Source organism: Mesorhizobium sp. M1B.F.Ca.ET.045.04.1.1, from assembly GCF_003952465.1.
Lineage (GTDB): Bacteria > Pseudomonadota > Alphaproteobacteria > Rhizobiales > Rhizobiaceae > Mesorhizobium > Mesorhizobium shonense.
The window spans coordinates 5,292,197-5,316,365 of record NZ_CP034448.1 but is presented as its reverse complement, the minus strand read 5'-3'; the positions used below and the strand labels follow the sequence as shown (position 1 = coordinate 5,316,365).

Below are 24,169 nucleotides of genomic sequence, written 5' to 3'. Positions count from 1 at the left end.
TTTCCGATATAGACGAAAAAAACGAAAACGGGAGGATGCCGGATGTTTCTTTCGCCACGCCATGCCGAGATCATCCAGATGGCGAAGGACCATGGCCGGGTGCTGGTCGAAGACCTGGCGACGCATTTCAGCGTGACGCCGCAGACCATCCGCAAGGATCTCAACGATCTCTGCGATCAGCGCCTGCTGACGCGCATCCATGGCGGGGCGTTGTTTCCCTCGGGCATCGAGAACATGGAATATGAGGCGCGGCGCAAGATCGCCGCAGACGAGAAAGAGGCGATCGGGCGCGCCGCGGCCAGGCTGATCCCCGATAACGCCTCGCTGTTCATCAATATCGGCACCACGACGGAAGCCGTTTCAAAGGCGCTTCTCGACCACAGCGGACTTATGGTCATCACCAATAACATCAATGTTGCCAATAGGATGCGCATCTATCCTTCGATCGAGGTGGTGATCGCCGGCGGCGTGGTGCGTGGCTCCGACGGCGGTGTCGTCGGCGAGGCCGCCGTCGATTTCATCCGCCAGTTCAAGGTCGACTACGCCGTCATCGGCGCCTCGGCCATCGACCATGACGGTGCGCTGCTCGACTTCGATTTTCGCGAAGTGAAGGTGGCGCAGGCCATCATCGCCAATGCGCGCCACGTGATTCTCGTCTCCGACCAGACCAAATTCGAGCGCACGGCGCCGGTCCGCATCGGCCATCTGTCGCAGGTCAACACCTTCATCACCGACCGTTGCGACATCCCGTCGGTGCGCAGGATCTGTGAGGAAACAGAGGTTCGTTTGATCGAGACGGCGCTCGAATAACGTCGTTTCACGGCAGTCTCACGCGCCTGTGATATTTCGTTTGACATTCGTTCTTAGTTCGAAATAATCCGTCACGGTTTCGCGAAACACAAAAATGGTGCAATGCGAAATCGCGGAGGAAACCTGTGAACGCATCACCGATCCATGACATCTTCGTCATAGGCGGCGGCATCAATGGCTGCGGCATCGCCCGCGATGCCGTTGGCCGCGGATTTTCGGTTTTCCTGGCCGAGATGAACGATCTGGCCAGCGGCACGTCCTCCGGTTCGACCAAGCTGATCCATGGCGGTCTGCGCTATCTCGAATTCTATGAATTCCGGTTGGTGCGCGAAGCGTTGATGGAGCGCGAAATTCTGTGGAAGAACGCGCCGCACATCATCTGGCCGATGCGTTTCGTGCTGCCCTATGCCAAGGGCCTGCGCCCGGCCTGGCTGATCAGGCTTGGCCTGTTCCTCTACGACCATATCGGCGGGCGCAAGCTGTTGCCGGCGACGAAGACGCTGGACATGGCCAGCGATCCGGCCGGCAAGCCGCTGAAACCGCTCTTCCGCAAGGCGTTCGAATATTCCGACGGCTGGGTCAACGATGCCCGCCTGGTGGCGCTCAATGCCCGCGACGCGGCTGACCGCGGCGCCGTCATACGCACCCGCACCAAAGTGGTCAGCGCACGCCGCGACGGGGCGCTGTGGACGATCAAGATCCAGAATGTGTTGACCGGCGAGACCGAGGAAATCCGGGCCCGCCTTCTCGTCAATGCTGCGGGGCCCTGGGTCGACCAGGTGCTGGCAAAGGCGGTCGGGCAGAACGACGTGCACAATGTCCGGCTGGTGCAGGGCAGCCACATCGTCATCAAGAAGAAGTTCGACGATCCGCGCGCCTATTTCTTCCAGAACAAGGACGGGCGCATCATCTTCGCCATTCCTTATGAGGAAGAATTCACGCTGATCGGCACCACCGATCGCGACTATCCCGGCGATCCGCATGACGTGAAGATCAGCGATGCCGAGATCGATTATCTGTGCGCCGCAGCCAGCGAATATTTCGCTCAGGCCGTCAAGCGTTCGGACATCGTCTGGACCTACTCGGCGGTGCGCCCGCTCTATGATGACGGCGCCTCGAAGGCGCAGGAAGCGACGCGCGACTATGTGCTGAAGGCCGAAGGCGGGGAGGGTGCCGCCCCCTTGCTCAATTCATTCGGCGGCAAGATCACGACGTTCCGCCGCCTGGCGGAATCGATGCTGGAAAAGATCGAGGGTTTTCTCGGCAAGCGCGGCAAGCCGTGGACCGCCAATGCGCCGCTGCCCGGCGGCGATTTCCCGGCGACCGGCTTCGACGCGCAGGTTGCAAGGCTTAAGAACGCCTATCCGTTCCTCGACCAGCGGCTGGCGCGCAGGTTCACCCGGCTCTACGGAACGCGTGCCGAGAAACTGCTTGGGCTGGCCAAGTCGAATGCCGATCTGGGCCGCAATTTCGGCGCCGACCTTTATGAGGCCGAGGTGCGCTACCTCGTCGAGAACGAATGGGCGGTTACCGCGGAGGACGTGTTGTGGCGCAGGACCAAGCGCGGCCTGCATTTCAGCCGCGAGCAGACCGCGGCACTCGAAGAATTCATGCGTGGCCGACGCCATGTCGCGGCGGCGGAATGACAGCCGCCCAATGACGTGCAAGGCTCGGAAGGAGGCGTGATGCTGGAACTGAGGAACGTGACGAAGACGGTCGGCGCGCAGGAGCATATCCGCGACGTGTCGCTGACGCTTCAGCACGGCTCGCTGAACGTCCTGCTCGGGCCGACGCTTTCAGGCAAGACCAGCCTGATGCGGCTGATGGCCGGCCTCGATGCGCCAACCTCCGGCTCGGTCTGGTTCGACGGCAAGGACGTCACCGGACAGCCGGTGCAGAAGCGCAACGTCGCGATGGTCTACCAACAGTTCATCAACTATCCGGCGATGACCGTCTACGAGAATATCGCCTCGCCGCTTCGGGTTGCCGGCGTGGAGCAGGGAAAGATCGACAAGGAAGTGCGCAATGCGGCGGCGCTGCTGAAGCTCACGCCCTATCTCGACCGCACGCCGCTCAACCTGTCGGGCGGCCAGCAGCAGCGCACGGCGCTTGCCCGCGCCATCGTCAAGAACGCCAGCCTGGTCCTACTCGACGAGCCGCTCGCCAATCTCGATTACAAGCTGCGCGAGGAGTTGCGGGCCGAGCTGCCGAAGATATTTGCGGCCTCCGGCACCATTTTCGTCTACGCCACGACCGAGCCGCACGAGGCGCTTTTGCTTGGCGGCAACACAGCGACGCTCTCGGAAGGCCGCGTCACGCAATTCGGGCCGACTGTCGAAGTGTTCCGCAAGCCGGTCGACCTGGTAACGGCAAGGACCTTCGCCGATCCGCCGCTCAACGCCATCGTGCTGGCCAAGAAGGGCTCGGATTTCCTGCTCGAAGGCGGCGTCAAGCTGCCGGTGCCGCCGGAACTGCTCGGCATTCCGGACGCCAGCTACACGATCGGCTTCCAGCCGCATCATCTGTCGCTCGATCGTCCCAATGCCAGCGCCGTGCCGGTGCGGGCCAAGGTCACCATCACCGAGATCACCGGCTCGGAAAGCTTCGTCCATCTCGACTTCGCCGATGCGCGCTGGGTCATGCTGGCGCATGGCATCCTCGACTTCGAGACGGACGACGAGGTCGAGGTGTTCATCGACCCGCGCCACATCATGGTGTTCGACCAGAACGGCCGCGCCGTGACGGCGTCGAAGCTGGCCGCCTGAGGAGGAAGCGATGGCGCGCATCGACGTCAACCACATCCGCCACTCCTACCTGCCCAACCCGAAGAAGGATTCGGATTTCGCGCTGAAGGAAGTGCACCATATTTTCGAGGACGGCGGCGCCTATGCGCTGCTCGGACCCTCGGGCTGCGGCAAGACCACCTTGCTCAACATCATTTCGGGGCTGCTCCACCCCTCGCACGGGAAGCTTCTGTTCAACGGCCGGGACGTGACCAGGCTGTCGACGCAGGAGCGCAACATCGCCCAGGTGTTCCAGTTCCCGGTCATCTACGACACCATGACCGTCTACGACAATCTGGCCTTCCCGCTGCGCAACCGGCGCGTGCCGGAAGCCGATGTCGACCGTAAGGTGCGCGAGACTCTCGACATGATCGATCTCGCCTCGATGGCCAACCGGAAGGCGCGCCGGCTGACCGCCGACCAGAAGCAAAAAATCTCGCTCGGACGCGGACTGGTGCGCTCGGACGTCAACGCCATCCTGTTCGACGAGCCGCTCACCGTCATCGATCCGCATATGAAGTGGGTGCTGCGCTCGCAGCTCAAGCAGCTGCACCGCCGCTTCGGCTACACCATGGTCTACGTCACGCACGACCAGACCGAGGCGCTGACTTTCGCCGATCGCGTCGTGGTCATGTATGACGGCGAGATCGTGCAGATCGGCACGCCGGCCGAGCTGTTCGAGCGGCCGCGCCACACCTTCGTCGGCTATTTCATCGGCTCGCCGGGCATGAACGTGCTGCCGGTCGCGCTCGACGGCAGGACTGCGATGCTCGGCGCGCAACGCATCGAGCTGCCAGGCGCGCCAAAGGCCGAAGCCGGTTCCGTCGAGCTCGGCATCCGTCCCGAATATGTGCGGCTCGGCCGTGAAGGCATGGCGGTGTCCATCAACAAGGTCGAGGACGTCGGTCGCCACAAGGTGGTCCGCGCCAGCCTGGAAGGCCGGGAGATCGCCGCCGTCATCGGCGAGGACGACGAGGTGCCGGCCGAACCAAAAGTCCGCTTCGACCCGGCCGGCATCAACATCTATGCCGATTCATGGCGCGTCGAGATGGGGGCCTAGATGGAAAAGACCTGGAACAACAGGGCCTGGTTCCTTGTCCTGCCGGTGCTGGTGCTGGTGGCGTTCTCGGCCGTCATCCCGCTGATGACGGTCGTCAACTATTCGGTGCAGGATACGTTCGGCAACAACGTCTTCTTCTGGGCCGGCACCGAGTGGTTCGAGGAACTGCTTGCGTCCGATCGCTTCTGGGAAGCGATGGTGCGCAACCTGATCTTCTCCTTCATCATCCTGGCGATCGAGGTGCCGCTCGGCATCTTCATCGCGCTCAACATGCCGAAAAAGGGCTGGGGCGTGCCGGTCTGCCTGGTGCTGATGGCGCTGCCGCTGCTCATCCCGTGGAACGTTGTCGGCACGATCTGGCAGGTCTTCGGCCGCAATGACATCGGCCTGCTCGGCTACTACGTCAACGCGCTCGGCATCGACTACAACTATGTGCAGGATCCGATCGATGCCTGGGTCACCGTCATCATCATGGATGTCTGGCACTGGACGAGCCTCGTCGTGCTGCTCTGCTATGCCGGCCTGGTCTCCATTCCCGACGCCTTCTACCAGGCGGCCAAGATCGACGGCGCGTCGCGCTGGGCAGTGTTCCGCTACATCCAGCTGCCGAAGATGCAGCGCGTGCTTCTGATCGCCGTGCTGTTGCGCTTCATGGACAGCTTCATGATCTATACCGAACCTTTCGTCGTCACCGGCGGCGGCCCCGGCAACTCGACGACATTCCTGTCGATCGACCTCGTCAAGACGGCGCTCGGCCAGTTCGACCTCGGTCCGGCGGCGGCGATGTCGCTGGTCTACTTCCTGATCATCCTGTTGTTGTCGTGGGTGTTCTACACCGTGATGACCAACTACGACGCGGAGCGCTGAGATGACGGGCGCCAACGAGACGACACGCGTGAGCGAAACGGCAGTCACCGAAGTAGGCAGCACGCTGTCGCAGGACGAGGTGGCGAAGCTGATGCGCCGCCGCGGCGAGGAATCGCGCTGGTGGTGGATCGTGCCGACGCTCTACATCGTCGTGCTGCTCTTACCGATCTACTGGCTCATCAATATGAGCTTCAAGACCAATGCGGAGATCGTGTCGTCGCTGACGCTGTTCCCGCACAATCCGACGCTCGCGAATTACCGCACCATCTTCACCGATGCATCCTGGTATTCGGGCTACATCAACTCGATCACCTATGTGGTTATGAACATGGTAATCTCGGTGGCGGTGGCGCTGCCTGCGGCCTACGCCTTTTCGCGCTACCGTTTCCTCGGGGACAAGCACCTGTTCTTTTGGCTGCTGACCAACCGCATGGCGCCGCCGGCGGTGTTCGCGCTCCCATTCTTCCAGCTCTATTCGGCCTTCGGTCTCATCGACACCCATATTGCCGTGGCGCTGGCGCACTGTCTGTTCAACGTGCCCCTGGCGGTATGGATCCTGGAAGGCTTCATGTCCGGCGTGCCGAAGGAGATCGACGAGACCGCCTATATCGACGGGTATTCCTTCCCGCGCTTCTTCGTGAGGATCTTCATGCCGCTGATCGCGAGCGGCATCGGCGTCGCCTGCTTCTTCTGCTTCATGTTCTCATGGGTGGAACTCTTGATCGCGCGCACGCTGACCACGACCGACGCCAAGCCGATCGCCGCGACGATGACGCGCACCGTCTCGGCCGCGGGGATGGACTGGGGACTGCTTGCTGCCGCCGGCGTGCTGACGCTAATCCCCGGCGCGGTCGTCATCTGGTTTGTCCGCAACTATATCGCCAAGGGCTTCGCCCTGGGGAGGGTGTGATCATGAACCTCGACCTCTCCTGGATGGCGTGGACCTGGCCGACGGCGGCTTTCTTCGGAACCATCCTGCTGCTGCTTTGCGGTATGGCGGCTTGGGAATACGCTTCGCCCGGCGGCAATCCGCGCGTCGGCATCCTGCGCTTCGAGACGACGCGCGGCGATCGCCTCTTCCTTTCGCTGCTCGGCAGCGCCTTCATCCATCTCGCTTGGTTGGGTCTCGTTGGCCCCAACCTGTGGTGGGCTCTCGCTCTCTCCGTGGTCTACGCCATTGGCGTGTTCCGATACGTATAGAGGGGGAATAGCCGGAGCGGCCGCGTGCTGGCGGCCGTCCCGGATCACACTTGAAACCTAAGACTGGAGGAGACACATGCGACGGCAATTTCTTACATCGACGACCGCCCTTGTCCTGTTGCTGGGCGCGGGCCATGCCTATGCCGGAATGGATGAGGCAAAAGCCTTTCTCGACAAGGAGATAGGCGACCTGTCGACGCTTTCGCGCGCCGATCAGGAAAAGGAGATGCAGTGGTTCATCGACGCCGCCAAGCCGTTTGCCGGCATGGATATCAAGGTCGTGTCGGAAACCATCGCCACCCATTCCTATGAATCGCAGGTGCTGGCGCCTGCCTTCTCGGCCATCACCGGCATCAAGGTCACGCACGACACAATCCAGGAAGGCGACGTCGTCGAGAAGATCCAGACCCAGATGCAGACCGGCCAGAACCTCTATGACGGCTGGGTCAATGATTCCGACCTCATCGGCACGCATTGGCGCTACCAGCAGGTGCGCAACCTGACCGACTGGATGGCGGGCGACGGCAAGGACGTCACCAACCCGAACCTCGACCTGAAGGACTTCATCGGCACGTCGTTCACGACGGCGCCCGACAAGAAGCTCTACCAGCTGCCCGACCAGCAATTCGCGAACCTCTACTGGTTCCGCTACGACTGGTTCAACGACGAGAAGAACAAGGCCGACTTCAAGGCCAAGTACGGCTACGACCTCGGCGTGCCGGTCAACTGGTCGGCTTATGAGGACATCGCCGAGTTCTTCACCGGCCGCGAGATCGACGGCAAGAAGGTCTATGGCCACATGGACTACGGCAAGAAGGACCCGTCGCTCGGCTGGCGGTTCACCGACGCGTGGCTGTCCATGGCCGGCAATGGCGACAAGGGCATTCCGAACGGCCTGCCGGTCGACGAGTGGGGCATCAAGGTCGACGAGAATTCGCGCCCCGTCGGCTCCTGCACCGCGCGCGGCGGCGACACGAATGGACCGGCGGCGGTCTACTCGATCCAGAAGTATCTCGACTGGCTGAAGGCCTATGCTCCCGCGGAAGCTCAGGGCATGACCTTCTCCGAAGCCGGCCCGGTTCCTGCACAGGGCGCGGTTGCCCAGCAGATGTTCTGGTACACCGCCTTCACCGCCTCGATGGTCGACGCCAGCGCCAAGGCGGTGCTGAACGACGACGGCACGCCGAAATGGCGCATGGCGCCGTCGCCGCACGGCGTCTACTGGAAGGACGGCATGAAGCTCGGCTACCAGGACGTGGGTTCCTGGACGCTGATGAAGTCGACCCCGACCGACCGGGCGAAGGCCGCCTGGCTTTATGCGCAGTTCGTCACCTCGAAGACCGTCGACGTGAAGAAAAGCCATGTCGGCCTGACCTTCATCCGCGAGAGCACGATCCACGACAAGAGCTTCACGGAGCGCGCTCCGAAGCTCGGCGGCCTGATCGAGTTCTACCGCTCGCCGGCTCGCGTCCAGTGGTCTCCGACCGGCACCAACGTGCCTGACTATCCGAAGCTGGCACAGCTCTGGTGGCAGGCGATCGGCGATGCCTCGTCGGGCGCCAAGACCGCGCAGGAAGCGATGGACTCGCTCTGCGCCGAGCAGGAAAAGGTCATGAGCCGCATCGAGAAGTCGGGCGTCCAGGGCGATATCGGCCCGAAGATGGCCGAAGAGCATGACCTCGCCTACTGGAACGCCGACGCGGTCAAGAAGGGCAATCTCGCTCCTCAGCTGAAGATCGAGAACGAGAAGGAAAAGCCGATCACCATCAATTACGACGAGCTGGTGAAGAGCTGGCAGAAGTAACTGCATGACGTGGGCGTGCTCGTCCGCGTAAGAAATGCAGGGGAGGCGGCTTTGCCGTCTCCCCTGTTGCATGAGAAGTGGAGGGATGCGGAATGAGCGGTTTTGTGCTGGCCATCGACCAGGGGACGACCTCAACCAGGGCGATCCTGTTCGACGACAAGATGAAGGTAGCCGGCACCGGTCAGCAGGAATTCGCTCAGCATTATCCGGCTTCCGGCTGGGTCGAACATGACCCGGAAGATATCTGGGCAAGCGTGATCGCGACTGTGAAGGCGGCGCTGAAGGCCGCCGGTCGGGCGGCATCGGACGTGGCCGCGATCGGCATCACCAACCAGCGCGAGACGGTCGTCATCTGGGACAAGGCGACCGGCAAGCCGATCCACAACGCGATCGTGTGGCAGGACCGCCGGACGGCGCCGCTCTGCCAGAAGCTCCGGAAGCAGGGGCTGGAGAAGAAGTTCACGCGCAAGACCGGGCTGCTGCTCGATCCCTATTTCTCCGGCACCAAGATCGCCTGGATGCTGGACAAGGTGAAGGGCGCGAGGAAGCGCGCCGAGAAGGGTGAATTGCTCGCCGGCACCATCGACAGTTTCCTGATCTGGCGGCTCACCGGTGGCAAGGTGCACGCCACCGATGCGACAAACGCCTCGCGCACGCTGATCTACAACATCGAGAAGAACGTCTGGGACGACGAGCTGCTGTCCACCCTGAACATACCGGCCGCGATCCTGCCGCAAGTGAAGGATTGCGCCGACGATTTCGGCGTCACCGAGAAGAGCCTCTTTGGCGCCGAGATGAGGATATTGGGCGTCGCCGGCGACCAGCATGCGGCGACCATCGGCCAGGCCTGTTTCGAGCCCGGCATGATGAAATCCACCTACGGCACCGGCTGCTTCGCGCTACTCAACACCGGCGCCGACCTGGTGCGCTCGAAGAACCGGCTCTTGACCACCATCGCCTACCGGCTGAACGGCAAGACCACCTACGCGCTAGAGGGTTCGATCTTCATCGCCGGGGCCGCCGTGCAGTGGCTGCGCGACGGCATCAAGGTGATCGGCAAGGCCGAGCAGAGCGGTGCGCTTGCTGCGAGCGCCGATCCAGCGCAGCAGGTCTATCTGGTGCCGGCCTTCGTCGGGCTCGGCGCGCCGCACTGGGATGCGGATGCGCGCGGCGCGATCTTCGGGCTGACCCGCAATTCGGGCCCGGCGGAGTTCGCGCGGGCGGCACTGGAATCCGTCGCCTTCCAGACGCGCGACCTGCTCGACGCCATGCGCAAGGACTGGAAGGCGGCTTCCGCCAAGACGGTGCTTCGGGTCGACGGCGGCATGGTTGCATCCGATTGGACCATGCAACGGCTGGCCGACATTCTCGACGCGCCTGTGGATCGTCCCACCATCCTGGAGACGACCGCGCTGGGGGCGGCCTGGCTTGCCGGATCGAAAGCCGGCGTGTGGCCGAAGGCGAAGGAATTCGCCAAGACCTGGGCGCTCGACCGGCGGTTCAAGCCGGACATGGATGCCGTCACCCGCACGGCGAAGCTGGCGGGATGGCGCGACGCTGTGCGCAGGACGCTGAGCGTGCGATAAGCAGGTGGGGGCAGATCGCGTGGGGTAGGGGATGAATCCGGACTGGTATGTTGCCTGGCGCGAGGAGGCTTTTGAACAGCTTCGTGCGAAGAACAAGCGCTTGCAGGATGACTTTCACCTCGGCAGTTGGTCCCGCTATGACTACGACCTGAAGGCTGGAAAGCTTCTGTTCTCAGAAGAAGGCGTCGTCAAGGTCGCCTCGGAGATCCAGATCGCCGGCTCTACTAGTGCCAAAGCTGGCAACTGGCTCTGGGCCTGGGCAAATTCGAATTGGCCTCTCGAACTTGTAACCGACGCACAGTTAGCTCGGTCGTTCGGGGAGCAGCACCGTATCGGCGAGCTAACCCAGGACTATCTGAAGGACGATGACCTGAATGCACTCGGTTGGGAATTGACCTCTGCAGTGACTCGTATCTGCAACGCTTGCGGAGCCTACCGTTCTCCTCCCGATGACGGTGTGGGCCTCTATCTGATCTTAAAGAGCGTCAGTTGGGCAAGCTAATCGAAGTGTTGCGCCTCCCGGTTAGTAGAGACCCGAGAGCACCAGCGGAACTTTGATTACCTCACTCAATAACAAGCCCGCGCCGTTGCCGGCACGGGCTCTTTCAGTCTCCCGTGTGCGATCCGATCAGGTCAGTAAGGCGAAACGCACTGCCGACGCGGGCCGCTGTTGGGCTGGAAGGTATTGTCCGAGGCGCGATAGGAGCGGTAGCGGTCGTAGCACCACTGCACATGCGCATCGCCACCGCGATAGACTCGGTTCTGGCTGTTGACGATCGCGCCGGTGATCAGCGCGCCGGTGGCGAAGGCAGCCAGCGGGAACCAGAAGTCGCCATGACGGCGATAGCCGCGGTGGTATTCGCGATAGCCGCGATGGCCGCGCCAGTACACGTCACCGTTGCGCGAATAAACCCGGTCACGGGAAAAACTGCGATTGAAACTGCGGTGCCTGCGCCAATCCTGGTATTGCACGGTCTGAACGTCCGATGAGAGACCTTGGCCGAGCGGCGTGTAGGTTGGCTGCGCGTTGACCGGCACGATCTCCGCCGCGGCGAACGAAACCGATAGCACACTGGCCAGCAGGCCTGTTGTGATTCTGTTCATGACTTTCTCCTCGCAGGTTGGTTGCCGTCGCCTGTGGGAAGAAAAACGGGCGGCATATGCAATTGTTCCGGGAAAAGCACCGGGCCGCTGTTTTGCAGTCCTGCCGCTGGTCCTGCCATGAGAAACCTTTTCGGTTCCCAGGCCGAGGCTTCGCAAACGCGGTCCGAACAGGGCGCTGGGGCAGTGGAAAAACCCGGCCTGCAAGCCATCTTTTTCCGGTTGACCGGTTGATGCACTCTCCCTATGTTCCGCGCAATTTCGAGGGCGGCGTTTCCTGCCCGCGGGAGCGCGTAGCTCAGCCGGTAGAGCAACTGACTTTTAATCAGTAGGTCATGGGTTCGAATCCCATCGCGCTCACCAAGATTCTGTTCCAGATCGGTATAGCCGAGATCCTAGTGCACGAAGGAGACGAGCCAAATGCCTTCGCCGGTCGGCTGTCGCGTCCGGCCGGGTCAGCCTGAGACAATTTCGTAGTGAAGAACCTGGGCGTCGCGAAGGGACGACCTCATTCCAGGCGAGATGTCGCCGGAGCCGAAGAGGAGAATATCTTCGCGGCGTACGAATACTTCATGGCCGGGCCCCATCGACACAAATGTGCCCGACGAGCTTCGCTCGATAAGCCGCGCCTTGCCATTTGAAATGGTGAAGGTCGCGTGGTGTCGCGAGACCCAGGGCCGCTGGACAACGATATCGCATTCCGGAGATCGGCCGATCGTCACGAATTCGTTGTTTCGGCAGGATCGCAACTGATCTCCATAGCGGATGACCAGAATGATCTGCCGCGGCGGGGCGGAGCGCCTGTCGATAATGGTGCCCCGGCTGGCGATGTGTGTACTGCGGTTCCCATCGTCGCTCCCCAGGGTATAGACATCGAAGAGTTCCTGCTTCCCCTTGAAGGCCATTTTGTCGAGAAGCCGCAAGGCACTGCGGCTGCCCGCAGAAAGCGCTTCGAAGAAGTTCTGGCTGATCAGCACCTCCCCGGGGTTGGCCGTGGTGGACAGCCTTGCGGTGACATTGACAACGTCGCCAAATACCGCGCCCCGCGCGCGAATAACCGCCCCGAAATGCAATCCGATCCGGGCGCTCAACGGCCCTTTCGTCAGTTGGCTGCTGATTTGGCAGACGGCCCTCAGCGCCCCCTCCGGACTCTCGAACAGGCTGAGCACGTCATCGCCCTTCGAGTGAATGAAATCACCGCCGTGCCGGGCGACGATATCGCGCATCGCGTCCAGGCAATCCGAGATCTGCTTCAGAGCGGCATCGTCGCCGATGCGCTCATAGAGCGGCGTGCTGCCCACGACATCAGCTAACAGGACTGCGGCTAGAACTGTTTCCTGATCCATCGATCTCGTATCCGCGCCGAGAGCGCAGCGTATGTATATAACACACCAAGGTGCCTTTAACTTATCTACTTGCGCGCCTGAGGCCGGGGCGGTGCTTCGGCGCGATCGTTTTGGACGGACGGGCGTCTGCCTTCCCTCATCCCTCAAAATCACGCGCTTTTCCCATCGGATCTGCACTAGGCGCCGGAAACGGAATGTGTGGACCTGCTCTCCCGTCGAAGAAATCCAACGAGAATTATGGTCGCCGGCGATCGGCAAGGCCATCCGGAGTGCTTGTTTACGATGGTGCGGGAAGCCCGCTTGCATGGGCAGAACGGTTGCGCGATGCTGCCGTTGGGGAGTGGTGTTCGCAATGTCGATTCTGTGAAAGCACCACTATGTTCATTGATTACTACGAACTTCTGGAAATCAGTCCGAACGCGAATTCGGAAACGATTGAACGGATATTTCGTTATTTTGCCATGCGTTACCATCCCGATAATCGGGACACCGGCAATGAGTCACGCTTCAGCGAAATCGTAGAGGCCCATAATACGCTCAAAGATCCGGTCAAACGCGCCCAATACGACATCCAGTATAAAGACCATTTGAGCCTTAGGCGCGAGCTGAGCGAGGAAGCGAGCAACACCAAAGGGCTTGAACGGGACATCGTCATTCAGGCCAAACTGCTGTCGCTGCTCTATGTAAAACGCCGGCAAGACGTCAACAATCCCGGCATTGGCGATGAAGAGCTCGAACGCTTGTCGGGCTGCCCGCGAGAACATCTGGAGTTTCATCTCTGGTATCTGAAGGCAAAGGGCTGGATAGCCAGGATCGAGAACGGGATGTTCGCGATCACCGTGGATGGCATCGATCGCGCCAATTCCGAACATCGTCGTGAAACCGCCGCGACTAGGTTGCTTGATCATACAAAATGAAAGGCATTTCGAGGTTCCGGGCTGCCACCGGTAAGTGGGCGTCCAGGGGAGGGGATAAAATTGTCCGAGAAGAAGGTGATCGCGGTCAAGGACTGGACCTGCGTCATGAGCGACGAGCTTGGCCGCGTGGCCTTGACGGTCAACCCGACTGACGGCGAGCCGATCCTGGTTTTGATGACCATCTTCCAGGCGGCGAAGATGGGGCGCGAACTGCAGTCGCCGAAACGCGCGCAGTCCCCAATCTAGGTCGTAGGCCGGCTGCCGTCGCGCAACTGGATCGTTCCCCGGAGACGGGTTTGGACAATTGGCGATACGATACTCGTTCTGGGCAGTGGCGGAAGCGCGCGGCGCGTGGCCGGCGGTGGCGCCCTTCTCGCAACGCCGTGACATGGGCGCTGATTGTGTCGGCTATTGCGACCTTTTCCATCCTGATAGCACTAAAAGCCGGCTAGCGAGGCTCGGTCCTCCATCGCCGCGGCTGTGGTTCGGAGCAGTTCCAACCTTGTGACCAGAGCGGGCGATGGTTAAGGTCGGTCCCCCGAAGGAGGCTCGACCATGGCACTTGACCTTTCGGTAGATGCGTCAGCCGCCAAGGCGGCGGCGCCACCTGGCAAGTATCTCTTCGGCCCGGTCGCCGACTTCCTCATGCTCGGCGGCGGCGCGTTTCTGGTCCTGCCGATTCTGCTGTTGGTGCCGCTCAAATATGAAGGCCCCGTCGCCGCGACGATGGTCATCGTGGCTTACCTGGTGAACTATCCCCACTTCGCCCACTCCTACCAGATTTTCTACCGCAATTTCGGGCGCAAGGTGAGCGGGAACGGGTACGACAGGAGCCTGCAGCTTCGCTATATTTTTGCGGGCATTGTCGTTCCTGTGATCATGGGCGCATTCTTTGCGTATGGGGCGGCAACGGCGAACACGCGGCTGCTCGGATATGCGGCCAACGCGATGTTCTTCTTCGTGGGCTGGCACTACGTCAAGCAAGGCTACGGCATGCTGATGGTGGACGCCGTGCTGAAGCGCAAATTCTTCGGCGATCGGGACAAGAAGGTGCTGCTGGTCAACAGCTATGCCGTGTGGATCCTGGCATGGCTCCAGACGAACATGGCAGTCACTCAGGGAAAATATTACGGCCTGGAATATTACACGTTCGCGGCCCCTTCCTGGATCGCCAACATTGCCCTGCTGGCGGCCGTTGCCTCGACGGCGGCCACGGTTTTGATGCTGGTCAACCGCTGGCGAAAAAACGGCCGAGCGCTGCCGTATAACGGCATCGTGGCCTATGTCGCGTCGCTCTATCTGTGGATCCTGATTGCGAGGATAAACCCGCTCTGGTTGCTTGTGGTGCCGGCGCTCCACTCGCTGCAATACCTGGCGGTGGTCTGGCGTTACCAGACCAACGTCGAACGCGACGTCGCGGATGCGGCAAGAAATCCTGAACCGAAGATTCTATCCGTTCTCGGACCTCTCTACAGGCTTCGGGTCCTGGGATTTATCGTCGGTGGCGGTGCGCTTGGGTATCTCGGTTTCTGGCTGATCCCGTTCGCGCTGACGGCCTTGATCCCCTACGACAAGCAGGTTCTCGGTTCCTCGCTGTTCTTCTTCATCGTGCTGATCTTCATCAACGTGCACCACTATTTCCTGGACAACGTGATGTGGCGTCGCGGCAACCCGGAAGTGTCCAAATATCTGTTCCGGTAGGGGCGCTTCAGGAACGTCCCAGGACCAGCGACACATTCCCGCCAGCATGGCGCTCGAGCCGCCCGGCAAGATCGAGCTCCAACAGCACCATCGCGATCTGCGCGGCACTGAGCCCCGTGTGGCGAATGATCTCGTCCACGCCGACCGGTGTGGGGCCGAGCGCTTCCAGCACGTCGGCGCGCTCGTTCTCGCCGGGCGGCAGCATTGCCGACAGGTCGGGTGCCTCGGCGAGCGGCGCGGTCCTTGGCGGGCGAGTGCCGGCAAGAGGGGCCAGCGCGCCCAGGATGTCGGTCGCTTCGGTCACCAGCGTTGCGCCGTCCTTGAGCAGGGCGTTGCAGCCAGCGGCGCGCGGGTCGAGCGGCGAGCCCGGCACCGCGAAGACCAGCCGGCCCAGCTCGTTGGCGAGGCGGGCGCTGATCAGCGAGCCGGAGCGTTGCGCCGCCTCGACCACCACCAGCCCCATCGCCATCCCGGCGACCAGGCGGTTGCGACGCGGAAAATCCTGCGCGCGCGGCTGCCAGCCGAACGGCATTTCCGAAACGATGGCGCCGCCGCGCTCAGCGATCTCCTCGCACAGGCCGATATTTTCGGGCGGGTAGGGGACATCGAGACCGCCGGCCAGCACGCCGACGGTGCCGGTCGAAAGGCTGCCCTGATGCGCCGCCGTGTCGATGCCGCGCGCCAGGCCCGACACGATGGCATAGCCGTCGCGGCCGAGGTCTCCCGCCAGCATGCGCGCCATCTTGATGCCGGCAAGCGAGGCGTTGCGGGCGCCGACGATCGCCACCGCGGGCAAGCGAAACACCGCGCCTTCGCCCTTCACCGCCAGCAGCGGCGGCGGATTGTCCATGGTCTTCAGCAGGGCAGGATAGTCGGCCTCACCGATGCCGACGAAACGGGCGCCGGCGCGGCGCGCCGCCTCCAACTCCGTTTCGGCTTCGGCGATAGAGGGAATGCGGACGATGCGGTTGGCGCCACCCGAAATCATCAGTTCGGGAAGCATTTCGAGCGCGGCTTCGGCTGAGCCGAAGCGGTTGATCAATTCGCGAAAAGAGGCCGGGCCGACATTGGGCGTGCGGATCAGCCGAAGCCAGCTCAGCCGCTGCCGGTCGCTGAGGCGCGGGCCGGCGGCAGGCCCGCTCATCCCTTCGCCCCGATCTTACCCTCGGTGCCGGCGAGAAGCCGCGAAATGTTGGCGCGATGCTTGATGAAGACGATCAGGCTCATCAGTGCGAAGAGGCCGCCAATCTGCGGCGTGCTGATGAAATAGAGCGCGATCGGCACCACGACCGCGGCTACCAGTGCCGCCAGGGAGGAGTAACGGAACAGGAAGGCCATGGCGAGCCAGACGACGGCGAAGACAAGCATGCCCTGCCAGGCAAGGCCGAGCAGAACGCCGAGATAGGTGGCGACGCCCTTGCCGCCCCTGAAGCCGAGCCAGACCGGGAAGAGATGGCCAAGGAAGGCGGCGAAGCCGGCGAGAAGCCCGAAGTCCGGCGAGAAATGTCCGGCGATGAGCGCTGCAGCCGTGCCCTTCAGCGCGTCAAGCAGCAGCGTCGCCGCGGCGAGCGCCTTGTTGCCGGTGCGTAGAACATTGGTCGCGCCGATGTTGCCGGAGCCGATATTGCGCACGTCGCCCAGACCGGCCGCGCGGGTGATCAAGAGTCCGAACGGGATCGATCCGAGCAGATAGCCGAAGATGAGCGCGAGCACGTAACCCATTGTTTCCCCCGCATTTCCTATTTCAGTATCCGGATCGCGATACCGTCCCGGCTTGTCGGATGATGCTCAGGCCGAAAACACTGTGCGGCCCGCCACCATGGTTTGCAAGACCTTGCCCTGCAGGCGCGCGCCCTCAAAGCACGTGTTCTTGGAACGCGAGTGCAGGCCGCTCTCGCTGACGATCCATGGCTCGTCGAGATCGACCACGGCGAGATCGGCCGACGCACCCGGCTTCAGCGTGCCGCCAGGCAGGCCGAACAATCTTGCCGGCGCGGTCGATAGCGTCTCGACCAGCCTCAGCAGCGGCACGTCGCCGTTGTGGTAGAGCCTAAGCGCCGCGCCAAGGAGCGTCTCCAGGCCGATCGCGCCGGCGGCGGCATCAGCGAAGGGCAGGCGCTTGGTGTCGACATCCTGCGGATCGTGCGAGGAGACGATGATGTCGATGGTGCCGTCCTTGATCGCCTCGATCATCGCCAGCCGGTCGTCCTCGGCGCGCAAGGGCGGGGTCAGCCGGAAGAAGGTGCGATATTCGCCGACATCGTTCTCGTTGAGCGAGAGATTGTGGATGGCGACGCCCGCGGTGACATTGGCGCCGTCCGTCTTTGCTCGGCTCACCGCTCCAACCGCCATCGCCGTCGAGATCTTGGCGGCGTGATAGGCGCCGCCCGTCAGCCGCGCCAGGGCAAGGTCGCGCTCCAGCGGGATGAGCTCGGCCTCGCGCGGAATACCGGAAAGCCCGAGCCAGCTCGCATAGAGGCCTTCGTTCATCACGCCGGACGAGGCGAGGTCGGCGTCCTGGGTCTCATGTGCGATCACACCGCCGAAGTCGCGCGCATAGGTCAGCGCCCGGCGCATCACCAGCGCATTGGCGATCGTGTGGCGGCCATCGGTGAAGGCGACGGCGCCGGCTTCGCGCAGCAGGCCGAACTCGGTCATCTCGCGGCCTTCGAGACCCTTGGTGACCGCCGCCGCCGGAAAAATGTTGACGCTCGCCGTGTCCCTTGCCGTGCGCAGCACGAACTCGACCAGCGCCACATTGTCGATCACCGGATTGGTGTCGGGCATCATGACGATGGAGGTGACGCCGCCGGCCGCCGCCGCGACGCTTGCCGAAGCAATCGTCTCGCGATGCTCGCCGCCAGGTTCGCCGATAAAGACGCGCGCATCGACGAGGCCTGGAATGATCGTCTTGCCGGCACAATCAATGACGACAGCGCCTTCGGGAGCGCCCTGGTTCACCGCCGCCTTGCCGGCGGCGGCGATCTTGCGGCCCTCGACGATGATTGTGCCGATCTCATCGACGCCGCGCGAAGGGTCGACGATATGGGCCTTGCTGAAGACCGTCGCGCTCATGCGCCGCGCTCCTCGTGGTTGCGGCCCTCATCGTTGCGACGAGGATCTAGCAGCGCTTCCATCACCGCCATGCGCACGGCGACGCCCATCTCGACCTGTTCCTGGATGACGCTTTGCGGTCCGTCGGCGATTTCCGAGGCGATCTCGACGCCACGGTTCATCGGGCCCGGATGCATGACCAGCGCATCCTCCTTCGCCGCTTTCAGCTTCTCGGCGTCGAGGCCGAAATAGCGGAAATATTCGCGGATCGAAGGCACGAAGGCGCCTTCCATGCGCTCGCGCTGCAGGCGCAGCATCATCACCACGTCGGCATCCTTGAGGCCTTCGGCCATCGAGCGCGAGATGATCACCCCCATCCTATCGATGCCTGACGGCAGCAGCGTCGAGGGCGCGACGACGCGCACCTGCGCGCCGAGCGCGTTCAAGAGCATGATGTTGGAGCGGGCGACGCGCGAATGCAGGATATCGCCGCAGATCGCCACGATCAGCTTCGACAGCGGTCCCTTGGCGCGGCGTATGGTCAGCGCGTCGAGCAGCGCCTGCGTCGGATGCTCATGCGCGCCGTCGCCGGCATTGACCACGGAGCAGCCGACCTTTTGCGCCAGAAGGGCGGCCGCGCCCGCCGACTGGTGTCGGATGATCAAAATGTCCGGCCGCATGGCGTTGAGCGTCATGGCGGTGTCGATCAGCGTCTCGCCCTTCTTCACCGAAGAGCTTGCCACCGACATGTTCATGACGTCGGCGCCGAGCCTTTTTCCCGCGAGCTCGAAGGACGATTGCGTGCGGGTCGAGGCCTCGTAGAAAAGGTTGATCTGGGTACGGCCGCGCAGCGTCGAAGTCTTCTTTTCCGACTGCCGCGAGATCGCTACAGCCTGGTCCGCCCGGTCGAGCAACAGCTCGATATCGGCGGGGGAAAGATCACGGATGCCCAGAAGATGGCGGTGTGGAAAGAGCGGCAGGGACGAAGCGTCGGTCATCTCAAGGCGCTGCTATAGGGTGCGGTCCGGCCGGCCGCAAGCGCCAGCTTTGGATCGTGGGCTTTCTCCCCGGTATTTTCGTTGCGTGGCTTGGGCTATAACGCAGCAAATGGCTTCGGATTCGCGACCGCGGCCTTCGGACAAGTAAGGGCTTTTCTGCCAATTGAAGGACAGGGCGTGACCGACGACGTGATCAACCAGCCGCCGCCGCTGACAGGCGGCAACGCATGGCGGGGCGATCCGTTGCTCATCCAGCTTGCCGAGCGTTTTTCCGATCCGGTGCGCAAGGATCTCGACGGGCTCGGCCGGTTCGTCATGACGCAGGAGGCGCAGGAGCTTGCCCGCCTCGCCAACACCGATACGCCGAAGCTCAGGACGCATGACCGCCAGGGCCGCCGCATCGATCTGGTCGAATTCCATCCGGCCTATCACGCTTTGATGCGCCGCTCGATCGCCGGCGGCCTGCATTCCTCGGTCTGGGAAAACGGCGACGCCGAGATCGGCCGCCGGCACCAGGTGAGGGCGGCGCGCTTCTACCTGACCGCCGAACTGGAGACCGGACATCTCTGCCCCATCACCATGACCAGCGCTTCGCTGGCGGCGCTGATGGCGAGCCCAAAACTGTTCCGCGAATGGGCGCCGCGCGTGACCACGCGCAAATACGACCAGAGCCAGAAGCCGCCGGTGCAAAAGACCGGGCTGACGCTCGGCATGGGCATGACCGAAAAGCAGGGCGGCACCGACGTGCGCGCCAACATCACCAGGGCGGAGCGCATCGGCAGCGGTTTCTATCGGCTCACAGGCCACAAGTGGTTCATGTCGGCGCCGATGTCCGACGCCTTCCTGGTGCTTGCCCAGGCGTCGGAGGGGCTTTCCTGCTTTCTAGTCCCGCGCATCCTGGGTGACGGGTCCGGCAACGGTTTTCGCTTCCAGCGCCTAAAGGACAAGCTCGGCAACCGCTCGAACGCCTCGTCGGAAGTGGAATTCGTCAATGCCATCGGCGAGATGGTCGGCGAGCCGGGCGCCGGCATCAAGACGATCATGGACATGGTGACGCTGACCCGGCTCGACTGCGCGGTCGCGTCTTCGGCGATCATGCGGGCGGGGCTAGCCGAAGCCGTCCACCACGCGCGTCATCGCCAAGTGTTCGGCACCAATCTGATCGACCAGCCGCTGATGCAGCGCGTGCTGGCCGACATGGCGCTCGACGTCGCCGCCGCGACCGCGCTGTCGTTCCGCCTTGCGCGCTCCTTCGACGAGGCGGCGAGCGATCGCGGCGAGGCTGCCTTTGCCCGCGCCATGACGCCGGTGGTCAAATACTGGGTCTGCAAGATCGCGCCGCAGCTGCTGTACGAGGCCATGGAGTGCCTCGGCGGCAACGGTTACGTGGAGGAAGCGCCGCTCGCCCGTTATTATCGCGAGGCTCCGGTCAACGCGATCTGGGAAGGCTCGGGCAATGTGATGGCGCTGGACGTGCTGCGCGTGCTCGGCCGCGCGCCCGGCCTGTTCGAGGAGGTTCTGGCCGGCATCGACCGCGACCTCGGCGCAGGCGGTCGGGGCACTATAGGTGTGCTCAAGGCGGCCATGCAGGTCGCTTCGACCGACCAAGGTTCGGCGCGCCTGCTGACCGAACAGCTGGCGCTGTCGGCGGCGGCGGCGGAGTTGCGCAGGCTCGGGGCAGGGCGCATTGCCGACGCCTTCGTCGAAACAAGGCTCGGCGGTCAATGGCGCACCACTTACGGCATGCTCGATTCGCGCCATGACGCCCGCATGATCATCGACACGCTCTATCCGCCCCTGACCTGAACAGGCCTGACCCGCGATCCGTCGCCGGCCTGTGGATGGCCGTTAACCTTAACAAATGGTTTCCATTGCGGGGAGCCTTCGCAGAGCCCACTCTGACGACCGGAGTAGGGAAGCGTTAACCATGAGCATCCCGTGCTCCGCCAGGCAGGAAGCGCATGCGGCACGTGTTGACATCATTTCTGGCCTTGCACTGGGCGGTCGTGTTCGCCCTGCTGGCCTATATCTGCATGGATGGGAATCGCGGCATCGCGTCGGCGCTCGGCGTGCTTGGCGTATCCGTGCAAAGCAGCCGCTTCCCGGGGCTCGAACACCCCGTCGTCGTGGCGCCGCTTTCGGTCGCGCTGCTGACTGTGGCGCTGCTGTTCTGCTGGGCTTTCGTCGAAACGGTGCTCAACATCGCGACAAGGCCGGATGCCGGCGACGCAGTGGTGCGGATCGCCTTCATTTCAGCCTCGTTCCTGCTTTCGGTCATCCTGATCGGCGGCGCCGCGCAAGGCATCAACGGGCTGTTCATGGTGGTCGCCATCCAGATGACGGCGCTGCTCGCCTCCTATGTAGCGGTGCTCGCCGAGCGGCGTTCGACGCTTGCCTCGATGACCTTGCATGAGGCCGACGCCCGCCTGACCGCCCATCGCATGGCGACGGGCGCGGCGCACAGCTCGCTGCTTTCCCGCATCTCCAGCCGGCCGGAAACCAGACCCGGAGGTCGCCGCTGATGCGCGCCTTGTTCGTATTCTGGGCGGCGCCGCTGGTCCTGTTCTGGGGCTGGTTCTTCCTGTCGCTCAACGACATGAATTTCGGCTATGTGATGCTCAGCCGCCAGCTGCACGACCTGGTCTTCCAGCTCTACGGCCAGATGCTCGGTATCGATCCGGCGATCATCCCGGGCATGGTGGCGCGGGCCTGCGTTTTCGACAGTTTTCTGCTTGCCGGACTGGTGGCGTTTCGCCGCCGGCGCCAGATCGCCGAATGGGTCAGGCGGCGCCGGGAAGGTCCGGTCAATCCAGACCGGCTCGGCCGAGCGACTGAAGTCGGTCCAGGGCTCCCTGCAGAATAAAGGCCGCCGCCGCCGAATCGATCTTGCCGGCGCGCTTCTTGCGCGAGAAATCCATCTCGATCAGCGTCCGTTCGGCTGCGACCGTCGACAGCCGCTCGTCCCACAGCACGAAGGGCAGGTCGGACAAAACAGCCATGTTGCGCGCAAAGGCGCGGGACTTTTGCGCGCGCGGGCCCTCTGACCCGTCCATGTTGACGGGAAGGCCGAGCACGATCGCGCCGACATTGTCCTTCTCGAGCTGAGCCAGCAACTGGGCGGCATCAGCTGAAAACTTCTTGCGCAGGATGACCGGGCGCGGATGAGCAAAGGACAGGCCACGGTCCGACACCGCGACCCCGATCGTCTTGTCGCCGAGATCGAGGCCGGCGAGCGTGCGGCCGCCGGCGAGCCGTGCCGGCAATTCCTCAATGCTGATGATGCTCAACAGCCCACCCCGGTCTTTCCCTGCGCGGCTTTTTGACGGGCCGCTGGACTTTCAATTTGCCGTCGGCGTTCTATCCTTTGATAACGGGAAAATCGAGGAACGCATTCATGAAACTGACCTGGTACGGCCATTCGGCATTCCGCATCGAGACAAAGGACGCCAACATCCTCATCGACCCCTATCTGGTCGGCAATCCGTCCTGGACGGGCGGCTGGGAAGGGCCCGCGGAAGGGGTGACGCATGTTCTCTTGACCCATGGCCACAACGACCATGTCAACGGCGCGATCGAAGTGCTGAAGAAAAGCGGCGCCATGCTGGCCGCCAATTTCGAGATCTGCATGTATCTGGTCGGCCAGGGCGTCAGCGACAAGAAGATCAATCCCGGCAATATCGGCGGCACCGTCGATTGCGGCCCCTTCACCGTCACCTTCGTCCAGGCGCTGCATTCTTCCTCGTTCGGCGGCCAGGACGGCACCAACACCTATCTCGGCAACCCGGGCGGGCTCGTGCTGCATTTCCCTCAGGACAACACGCTCTACCACATGGGCGACACCGACATCTTCTCCGATATGGGGCTGATCAACGAATTGCATGAGCCGAAGATCGGCATCGTGCCCATCGGCGACCGCTTCACCATGGGCGGCGCGGTGGCAGCCCTTGCCTGCCGTCGCTTTTTCAGCTTCGATACGGTCGTTCCCTGCCATTTCGGCACGTTCCCGATCATCGACCAGACCGCCGACAAATTCGTGGCCGGGATGGAAGGATCAGGGGTCAAGGTGGCGCTGCCCGAGATCGGCAGAGCAATTACGATCTAGGTCGTTGCATCAGGATACTGGAATAAAATCATGGCCTTGAGGCGGACTCTTTGTGTTTCGATGCTGGTCGCGGCGACGCCCGCGCCGGCGGCGGACGATTTTATCGAGGGCGTCTACCTGCAATCGGAGGAGCTCTGCGCGCAGGCCAAGAAGGACACGCTGCAGACCGTGATCGACACCGGCAACATCGTATTGTCGGCCGATGGTTTGCAAGGGGTCGAATACAATTGCGAGTTCCTTCAGATCAGCAAGGCACACGGCGCGACAAGCTGGGCGGTAACAGCGATCTGCCAGGAACCGGGCTATGTCTTCCCGGATGTGCTTTCGGTCACCCAGTTGAGTCCAAAGCAGATCGATCTCGTCTCGGTCCGGCCGGCGGATAGCGAGCAAGCCGGCAACAGCGGCAGCTACTATCACTGCGAAGGCGTGGCACTGCCTCAGTAAGCGCCGAGCGGGCGACCGCGTGCTGATCGGTCCGGCACATGATCGATGTTGCGCCGCAAGCGTCGCGCCGCTATAGCCCGCACTGGTTTTCCCGAGGCGATAGACATGTCCGTTGATCTTCTGACCGTGAAGCGCGTCGCGCACCTTGCCCGTATTGCGGTGAGCGAGGAGGATGCCGAACGCATGACCGGCGAACTGAACGCCATTCTAGGCTTCGTCGAGCAACTGAACGAGGTCGACGTCTCGGGCGTCGAGCCGATGACCTCGGTGACGCCGATGGAGATGAAGAAGCGGGAGGACGTCGTCACCGACGGCAGCAAGGCAGCCGACATCGTCGCCAACGCGCCGGCGACCGAAGAAAACTTCTTCCTCGTCCCCAAGGTCGTGGAGTAAGGC

General features: G+C 62.8%; 26 protein-coding genes and 1 tRNA gene. 20 read left to right on the top strand and 7 right to left on the bottom strand.

Features of this window, described 5'->3' with window-relative positions; genetic code table 11:
* Positions 1-42 precede the first annotated feature (42 nt).
* The 10 genes from EJ071_RS26310 to EJ071_RS26265 all read left to right on the top strand — a co-directional run bounded on the left by EJ071_RS26310 (position 43) and on the right by EJ071_RS26265 (position 10,612).
* A complete protein-coding gene (locus EJ071_RS26310; RefSeq protein WP_126100466.1) occupies positions 43-810 on the top strand; it encodes a DeoR/GlpR family DNA-binding transcription regulator in 768 nt (255 codons plus the stop codon).
* Between the two features lie 125 nt (positions 811-935).
* Positions 936-2,456: a glycerol-3-phosphate dehydrogenase gene (gene glpD / locus EJ071_RS26305; RefSeq protein WP_126100465.1), complete on the top strand. Its 1,521-nt coding sequence runs from the start codon at positions 936-938 to the stop codon at positions 2,454-2,456.
* A gap of 39 nt (positions 2,457-2,495) precedes the next feature.
* On the top strand, positions 2,496-3,575 hold the full coding sequence (locus tag EJ071_RS26300; protein ID WP_126100464.1) for an ABC transporter ATP-binding protein: 1,080 nt from the start codon (positions 2,496-2,498) through the stop codon (positions 3,573-3,575).
* Between the two features lie 10 nt (positions 3,576-3,585).
* A complete protein-coding gene (locus EJ071_RS26295) occupies positions 3,586-4,653 on the top strand; it encodes an ABC transporter ATP-binding protein (protein ID WP_126100463.1) in 1,068 nt (355 codons plus the stop codon).
* A complete protein-coding gene (locus tag EJ071_RS26290; RefSeq protein ID WP_126100462.1) occupies positions 4,654-5,520 on the top strand; it encodes a sugar ABC transporter permease in 867 nt (288 codons plus the stop codon).
* A gap of 1 nt (position 5,521) precedes the next feature.
* Entirely contained in the window at positions 5,522-6,430 is a 909-nt protein-coding gene (locus EJ071_RS26285) for a carbohydrate ABC transporter permease (protein ID WP_126100461.1), read from the top strand.
* Between the two features lie 2 nt (positions 6,431-6,432).
* A complete protein-coding gene (locus EJ071_RS26280; RefSeq protein WP_126100460.1) occupies positions 6,433-6,720 on the top strand; it encodes a DUF2160 domain-containing protein in 288 nt (95 codons plus the stop codon).
* Positions 6,721-6,796: 76 nt separating this feature from the next.
* Positions 6,797-8,524 (top strand): ABC transporter substrate-binding protein, encoded by a 1,728-nt coding sequence (locus EJ071_RS26275; protein ID WP_126100459.1) that lies wholly within the window; start codon positions 6,797-6,799, stop codon positions 8,522-8,524.
* 92 nt (positions 8,525-8,616) lie between these two features.
* Positions 8,617-10,110, top strand: coding sequence for a glycerol kinase GlpK (glpK, locus tag EJ071_RS26270; protein WP_126100458.1), 1,494 nt, complete (start codon positions 8,617-8,619; stop codon positions 10,108-10,110).
* Between the two features lie 31 nt (positions 10,111-10,141).
* Positions 10,142-10,612, top strand: coding sequence for a DUF6882 domain-containing protein (locus EJ071_RS26265; protein WP_126100457.1), 471 nt, complete (start codon positions 10,142-10,144; stop codon positions 10,610-10,612).
* Positions 10,613-10,743: 131 nt separating this feature from the next.
* Here the strand turns inward: EJ071_RS26265 and EJ071_RS26260 are convergent, their stop codons facing one another.
* Complete coding sequence (locus EJ071_RS26260; protein WP_126100456.1) at positions 10,744-11,214, bottom strand: BA14K family protein; 471 nt, start codon at positions 11,212-11,214, stop codon at positions 10,744-10,746.
* A 284-nt stretch (positions 11,215-11,498) separates the two neighbouring features.
* Here EJ071_RS26260 and EJ071_RS26255 point away from each other — a divergent pair.
* A tRNA-Lys gene (locus EJ071_RS26255) sits at positions 11,499-11,574 on the top strand.
* A 92-nt stretch (positions 11,575-11,666) separates the two neighbouring features.
* On the opposite strand, the gene EJ071_RS26250 is transcribed toward EJ071_RS26255, so the two are convergent.
* Complete coding sequence (locus EJ071_RS26250; RefSeq protein ID WP_189521224.1) at positions 11,667-12,557, bottom strand: adenylate/guanylate cyclase domain-containing protein; 891 nt, start codon at positions 12,555-12,557, stop codon at positions 11,667-11,669.
* A gap of 377 nt (positions 12,558-12,934) precedes the next feature.
* On the opposite strand from EJ071_RS26250, the gene EJ071_RS26245 reads away from it, so the two are divergent.
* The 3 genes from EJ071_RS26245 to EJ071_RS26235 all read left to right on the top strand — a co-directional run bounded on the left by EJ071_RS26245 (position 12,935) and on the right by EJ071_RS26235 (position 15,175).
* A complete protein-coding gene (locus EJ071_RS26245) occupies positions 12,935-13,474 on the top strand; it encodes a J domain-containing protein (RefSeq protein ID WP_126100454.1) in 540 nt (179 codons plus the stop codon).
* Between the two features lie 60 nt (positions 13,475-13,534).
* Entirely contained in the window at positions 13,535-13,720 is a 186-nt protein-coding gene (locus EJ071_RS26240; protein WP_126100453.1) for a hypothetical protein, read from the top strand.
* 309 nt (positions 13,721-14,029) lie between these two features.
* Positions 14,030-15,175: a hypothetical protein gene (locus EJ071_RS26235; RefSeq protein WP_126100452.1), complete on the top strand. Its 1,146-nt coding sequence runs from the start codon at positions 14,030-14,032 to the stop codon at positions 15,173-15,175.
* 7 nt (positions 15,176-15,182) lie between these two features.
* On the opposite strand, the gene dprA is transcribed toward EJ071_RS26235, so the two are convergent.
* The 4 genes from dprA to EJ071_RS26215 form a co-directional block, all read right to left on the bottom strand.
* Entirely contained in the window at positions 15,183-16,319 is a 1,137-nt protein-coding gene (dprA, locus tag EJ071_RS26230) for a DNA-processing protein DprA (protein ID WP_126100451.1), read from the bottom strand.
* Entirely contained in the window at positions 16,316-16,897 is a 582-nt protein-coding gene (gene plsY / locus EJ071_RS26225; RefSeq protein WP_126100450.1) for a glycerol-3-phosphate 1-O-acyltransferase PlsY, read from the bottom strand. The genes dprA and plsY overlap by 4 nt, the downstream gene beginning before the upstream one ends.
* Positions 16,898-16,963: 66 nt before the next feature.
* On the bottom strand, positions 16,964-18,250 hold the full coding sequence (locus EJ071_RS26220) for a dihydroorotase (RefSeq protein ID WP_126100449.1): 1,287 nt from the start codon (positions 18,248-18,250) through the stop codon (positions 16,964-16,966).
* Positions 18,247-19,227: an aspartate carbamoyltransferase catalytic subunit gene (locus EJ071_RS26215; protein ID WP_126100448.1), complete on the bottom strand. Its 981-nt coding sequence runs from the start codon at positions 19,225-19,227 to the stop codon at positions 18,247-18,249. Before EJ071_RS26215 ends, EJ071_RS26220 begins: the two co-directional genes overlap by 4 nt.
* 177 nt (positions 19,228-19,404) lie before the next feature.
* On the opposite strand from EJ071_RS26215, the gene EJ071_RS26210 reads away from it, so the two are divergent.
* The 3 genes from EJ071_RS26210 to EJ071_RS26200 all read left to right on the top strand — a co-directional run bounded on the left by EJ071_RS26210 (position 19,405) and on the right by EJ071_RS26200 (position 22,090).
* Positions 19,405-21,033, top strand: coding sequence for a DNA alkylation response protein (locus EJ071_RS26210; protein ID WP_126100447.1), 1,629 nt, complete (start codon positions 19,405-19,407; stop codon positions 21,031-21,033).
* Positions 21,034-21,188: 155 nt separating this feature from the next.
* Positions 21,189-21,749 (top strand): hypothetical protein, encoded by a 561-nt coding sequence (locus EJ071_RS26205; protein ID WP_126100446.1) that lies wholly within the window; start codon positions 21,189-21,191, stop codon positions 21,747-21,749.
* Complete coding sequence (locus EJ071_RS26200) at positions 21,749-22,090, top strand: DUF6105 family protein (RefSeq protein ID WP_126100445.1); 342 nt, start codon at positions 21,749-21,751, stop codon at positions 22,088-22,090. The genes EJ071_RS26205 and EJ071_RS26200 overlap by 1 nt, the downstream gene beginning before the upstream one ends.
* Here EJ071_RS26200 and ruvX read toward each other — a convergent pair.
* Entirely contained in the window at positions 22,032-22,514 is a 483-nt protein-coding gene (ruvX, locus tag EJ071_RS26195) for a Holliday junction resolvase RuvX (RefSeq protein WP_126100444.1), read from the bottom strand. The genes EJ071_RS26200 and ruvX overlap by 59 nt on opposite strands.
* Before the next feature lie 107 nt (positions 22,515-22,621).
* Between ruvX and EJ071_RS26190 the strand changes: the two genes are divergently transcribed.
* The 3 genes from EJ071_RS26190 (at position 22,622) to gatC (ending at position 24,166) form a co-directional block, all read left to right on the top strand.
* Positions 22,622-23,329 carry a metal-dependent hydrolase gene (locus EJ071_RS26190; RefSeq protein ID WP_126100443.1) on the top strand — a complete coding sequence of 236 codons (708 nt, stop codon included), beginning with the start codon at positions 22,622-22,624 and terminating at the stop codon, positions 23,327-23,329.
* 60 nt (positions 23,330-23,389) lie between these two features.
* Positions 23,390-23,773 carry a hypothetical protein gene (locus EJ071_RS26185; protein WP_245459970.1) on the top strand — a complete coding sequence of 128 codons (384 nt, stop codon included), beginning with the start codon at positions 23,390-23,392 and terminating at the stop codon, positions 23,771-23,773.
* A 105-nt stretch (positions 23,774-23,878) separates the two neighbouring features.
* Entirely contained in the window at positions 23,879-24,166 is a 288-nt protein-coding gene (gene gatC / locus EJ071_RS26180; protein WP_126100441.1) for an Asp-tRNA(Asn)/Glu-tRNA(Gln) amidotransferase subunit GatC, read from the top strand.
* Positions 24,167-24,169: the final 3 nt, after the last annotated feature.

Bases quoted from the DNA above. Each gene is read 5' to 3' on its own strand.
- EJ071_RS26285 (WP_126100461.1), top strand. From the start codon at position 5,522: ATGACGGGCGCCAACGAGACGACACGCGTGAGCGAAACGGCAGTCACC.
- EJ071_RS26265 (WP_126100457.1), top strand. From the start codon at position 10,142: ATGAATCCGGACTGGTATGTTGCCTGGCGCGAGGAGGCTTTTGAACAG.
- EJ071_RS26310 (WP_126100466.1), top strand. From the start codon at position 43: ATGTTTCTTTCGCCACGCCATGCCGAGATCATCCAGATGGCGAAGGAC.
- plsY (WP_126100450.1), bottom strand. From the start codon at position 16,897: ATGGGTTACGTGCTCGCGCTCATCTTCGGCTATCTGCTCGGATCGATC.
- EJ071_RS26300 (WP_126100464.1), top strand. From the start codon at position 2,496: ATGCTGGAACTGAGGAACGTGACGAAGACGGTCGGCGCGCAGGAGCAT.
- EJ071_RS26250 (WP_189521224.1), bottom strand. From the start codon at position 12,557: ATGGATCAGGAAACAGTTCTAGCCGCAGTCCTGTTAGCTGATGTCGTG.
- glpK (WP_126100458.1), top strand. From the start codon at position 8,617: ATGAGCGGTTTTGTGCTGGCCATCGACCAGGGGACGACCTCAACCAGG.
- EJ071_RS26245 (WP_126100454.1), top strand. From the start codon at position 12,935: ATGTTCATTGATTACTACGAACTTCTGGAAATCAGTCCGAACGCGAAT.
- EJ071_RS26280 (WP_126100460.1), top strand. From the start codon at position 6,433: ATGAACCTCGACCTCTCCTGGATGGCGTGGACCTGGCCGACGGCGGCT.
- gatC (WP_126100441.1), top strand. From the start codon at position 23,879: ATGTCCGTTGATCTTCTGACCGTGAAGCGCGTCGCGCACCTTGCCCGT.
- EJ071_RS26215 (WP_126100448.1), bottom strand. From the start codon at position 19,227: ATGACCGACGCTTCGTCCCTGCCGCTCTTTCCACACCGCCATCTTCTG.
- EJ071_RS26290 (WP_126100462.1), top strand. From the start codon at position 4,654: ATGGAAAAGACCTGGAACAACAGGGCCTGGTTCCTTGTCCTGCCGGTG.
- EJ071_RS26235 (WP_126100452.1), top strand. From the start codon at position 14,030: ATGGCACTTGACCTTTCGGTAGATGCGTCAGCCGCCAAGGCGGCGGCG.
- EJ071_RS26205 (WP_126100446.1), top strand. From the start codon at position 21,189: ATGCGGCACGTGTTGACATCATTTCTGGCCTTGCACTGGGCGGTCGTG.
- EJ071_RS26220 (WP_126100449.1), bottom strand. From the start codon at position 18,250: ATGAGCGCGACGGTCTTCAGCAAGGCCCATATCGTCGACCCTTCGCGC.
- EJ071_RS26185 (WP_245459970.1), top strand. From the start codon at position 23,390: ATGCTGGTCGCGGCGACGCCCGCGCCGGCGGCGGACGATTTTATCGAG.
- EJ071_RS26295 (WP_126100463.1), top strand. From the start codon at position 3,586: ATGGCGCGCATCGACGTCAACCACATCCGCCACTCCTACCTGCCCAAC.
- EJ071_RS26190 (WP_126100443.1), top strand. From the start codon at position 22,622: ATGAAACTGACCTGGTACGGCCATTCGGCATTCCGCATCGAGACAAAG.
- EJ071_RS26275 (WP_126100459.1), top strand. From the start codon at position 6,797: ATGCGACGGCAATTTCTTACATCGACGACCGCCCTTGTCCTGTTGCTG.
- dprA (WP_126100451.1), bottom strand. From the start codon at position 16,319: ATGAGCGGGCCTGCCGCCGGCCCGCGCCTCAGCGACCGGCAGCGGCTG.
- EJ071_RS26200 (WP_126100445.1), top strand. From the start codon at position 21,749: ATGCGCGCCTTGTTCGTATTCTGGGCGGCGCCGCTGGTCCTGTTCTGG.
- EJ071_RS26260 (WP_126100456.1), bottom strand. From the start codon at position 11,214: ATGAACAGAATCACAACAGGCCTGCTGGCCAGTGTGCTATCGGTTTCG.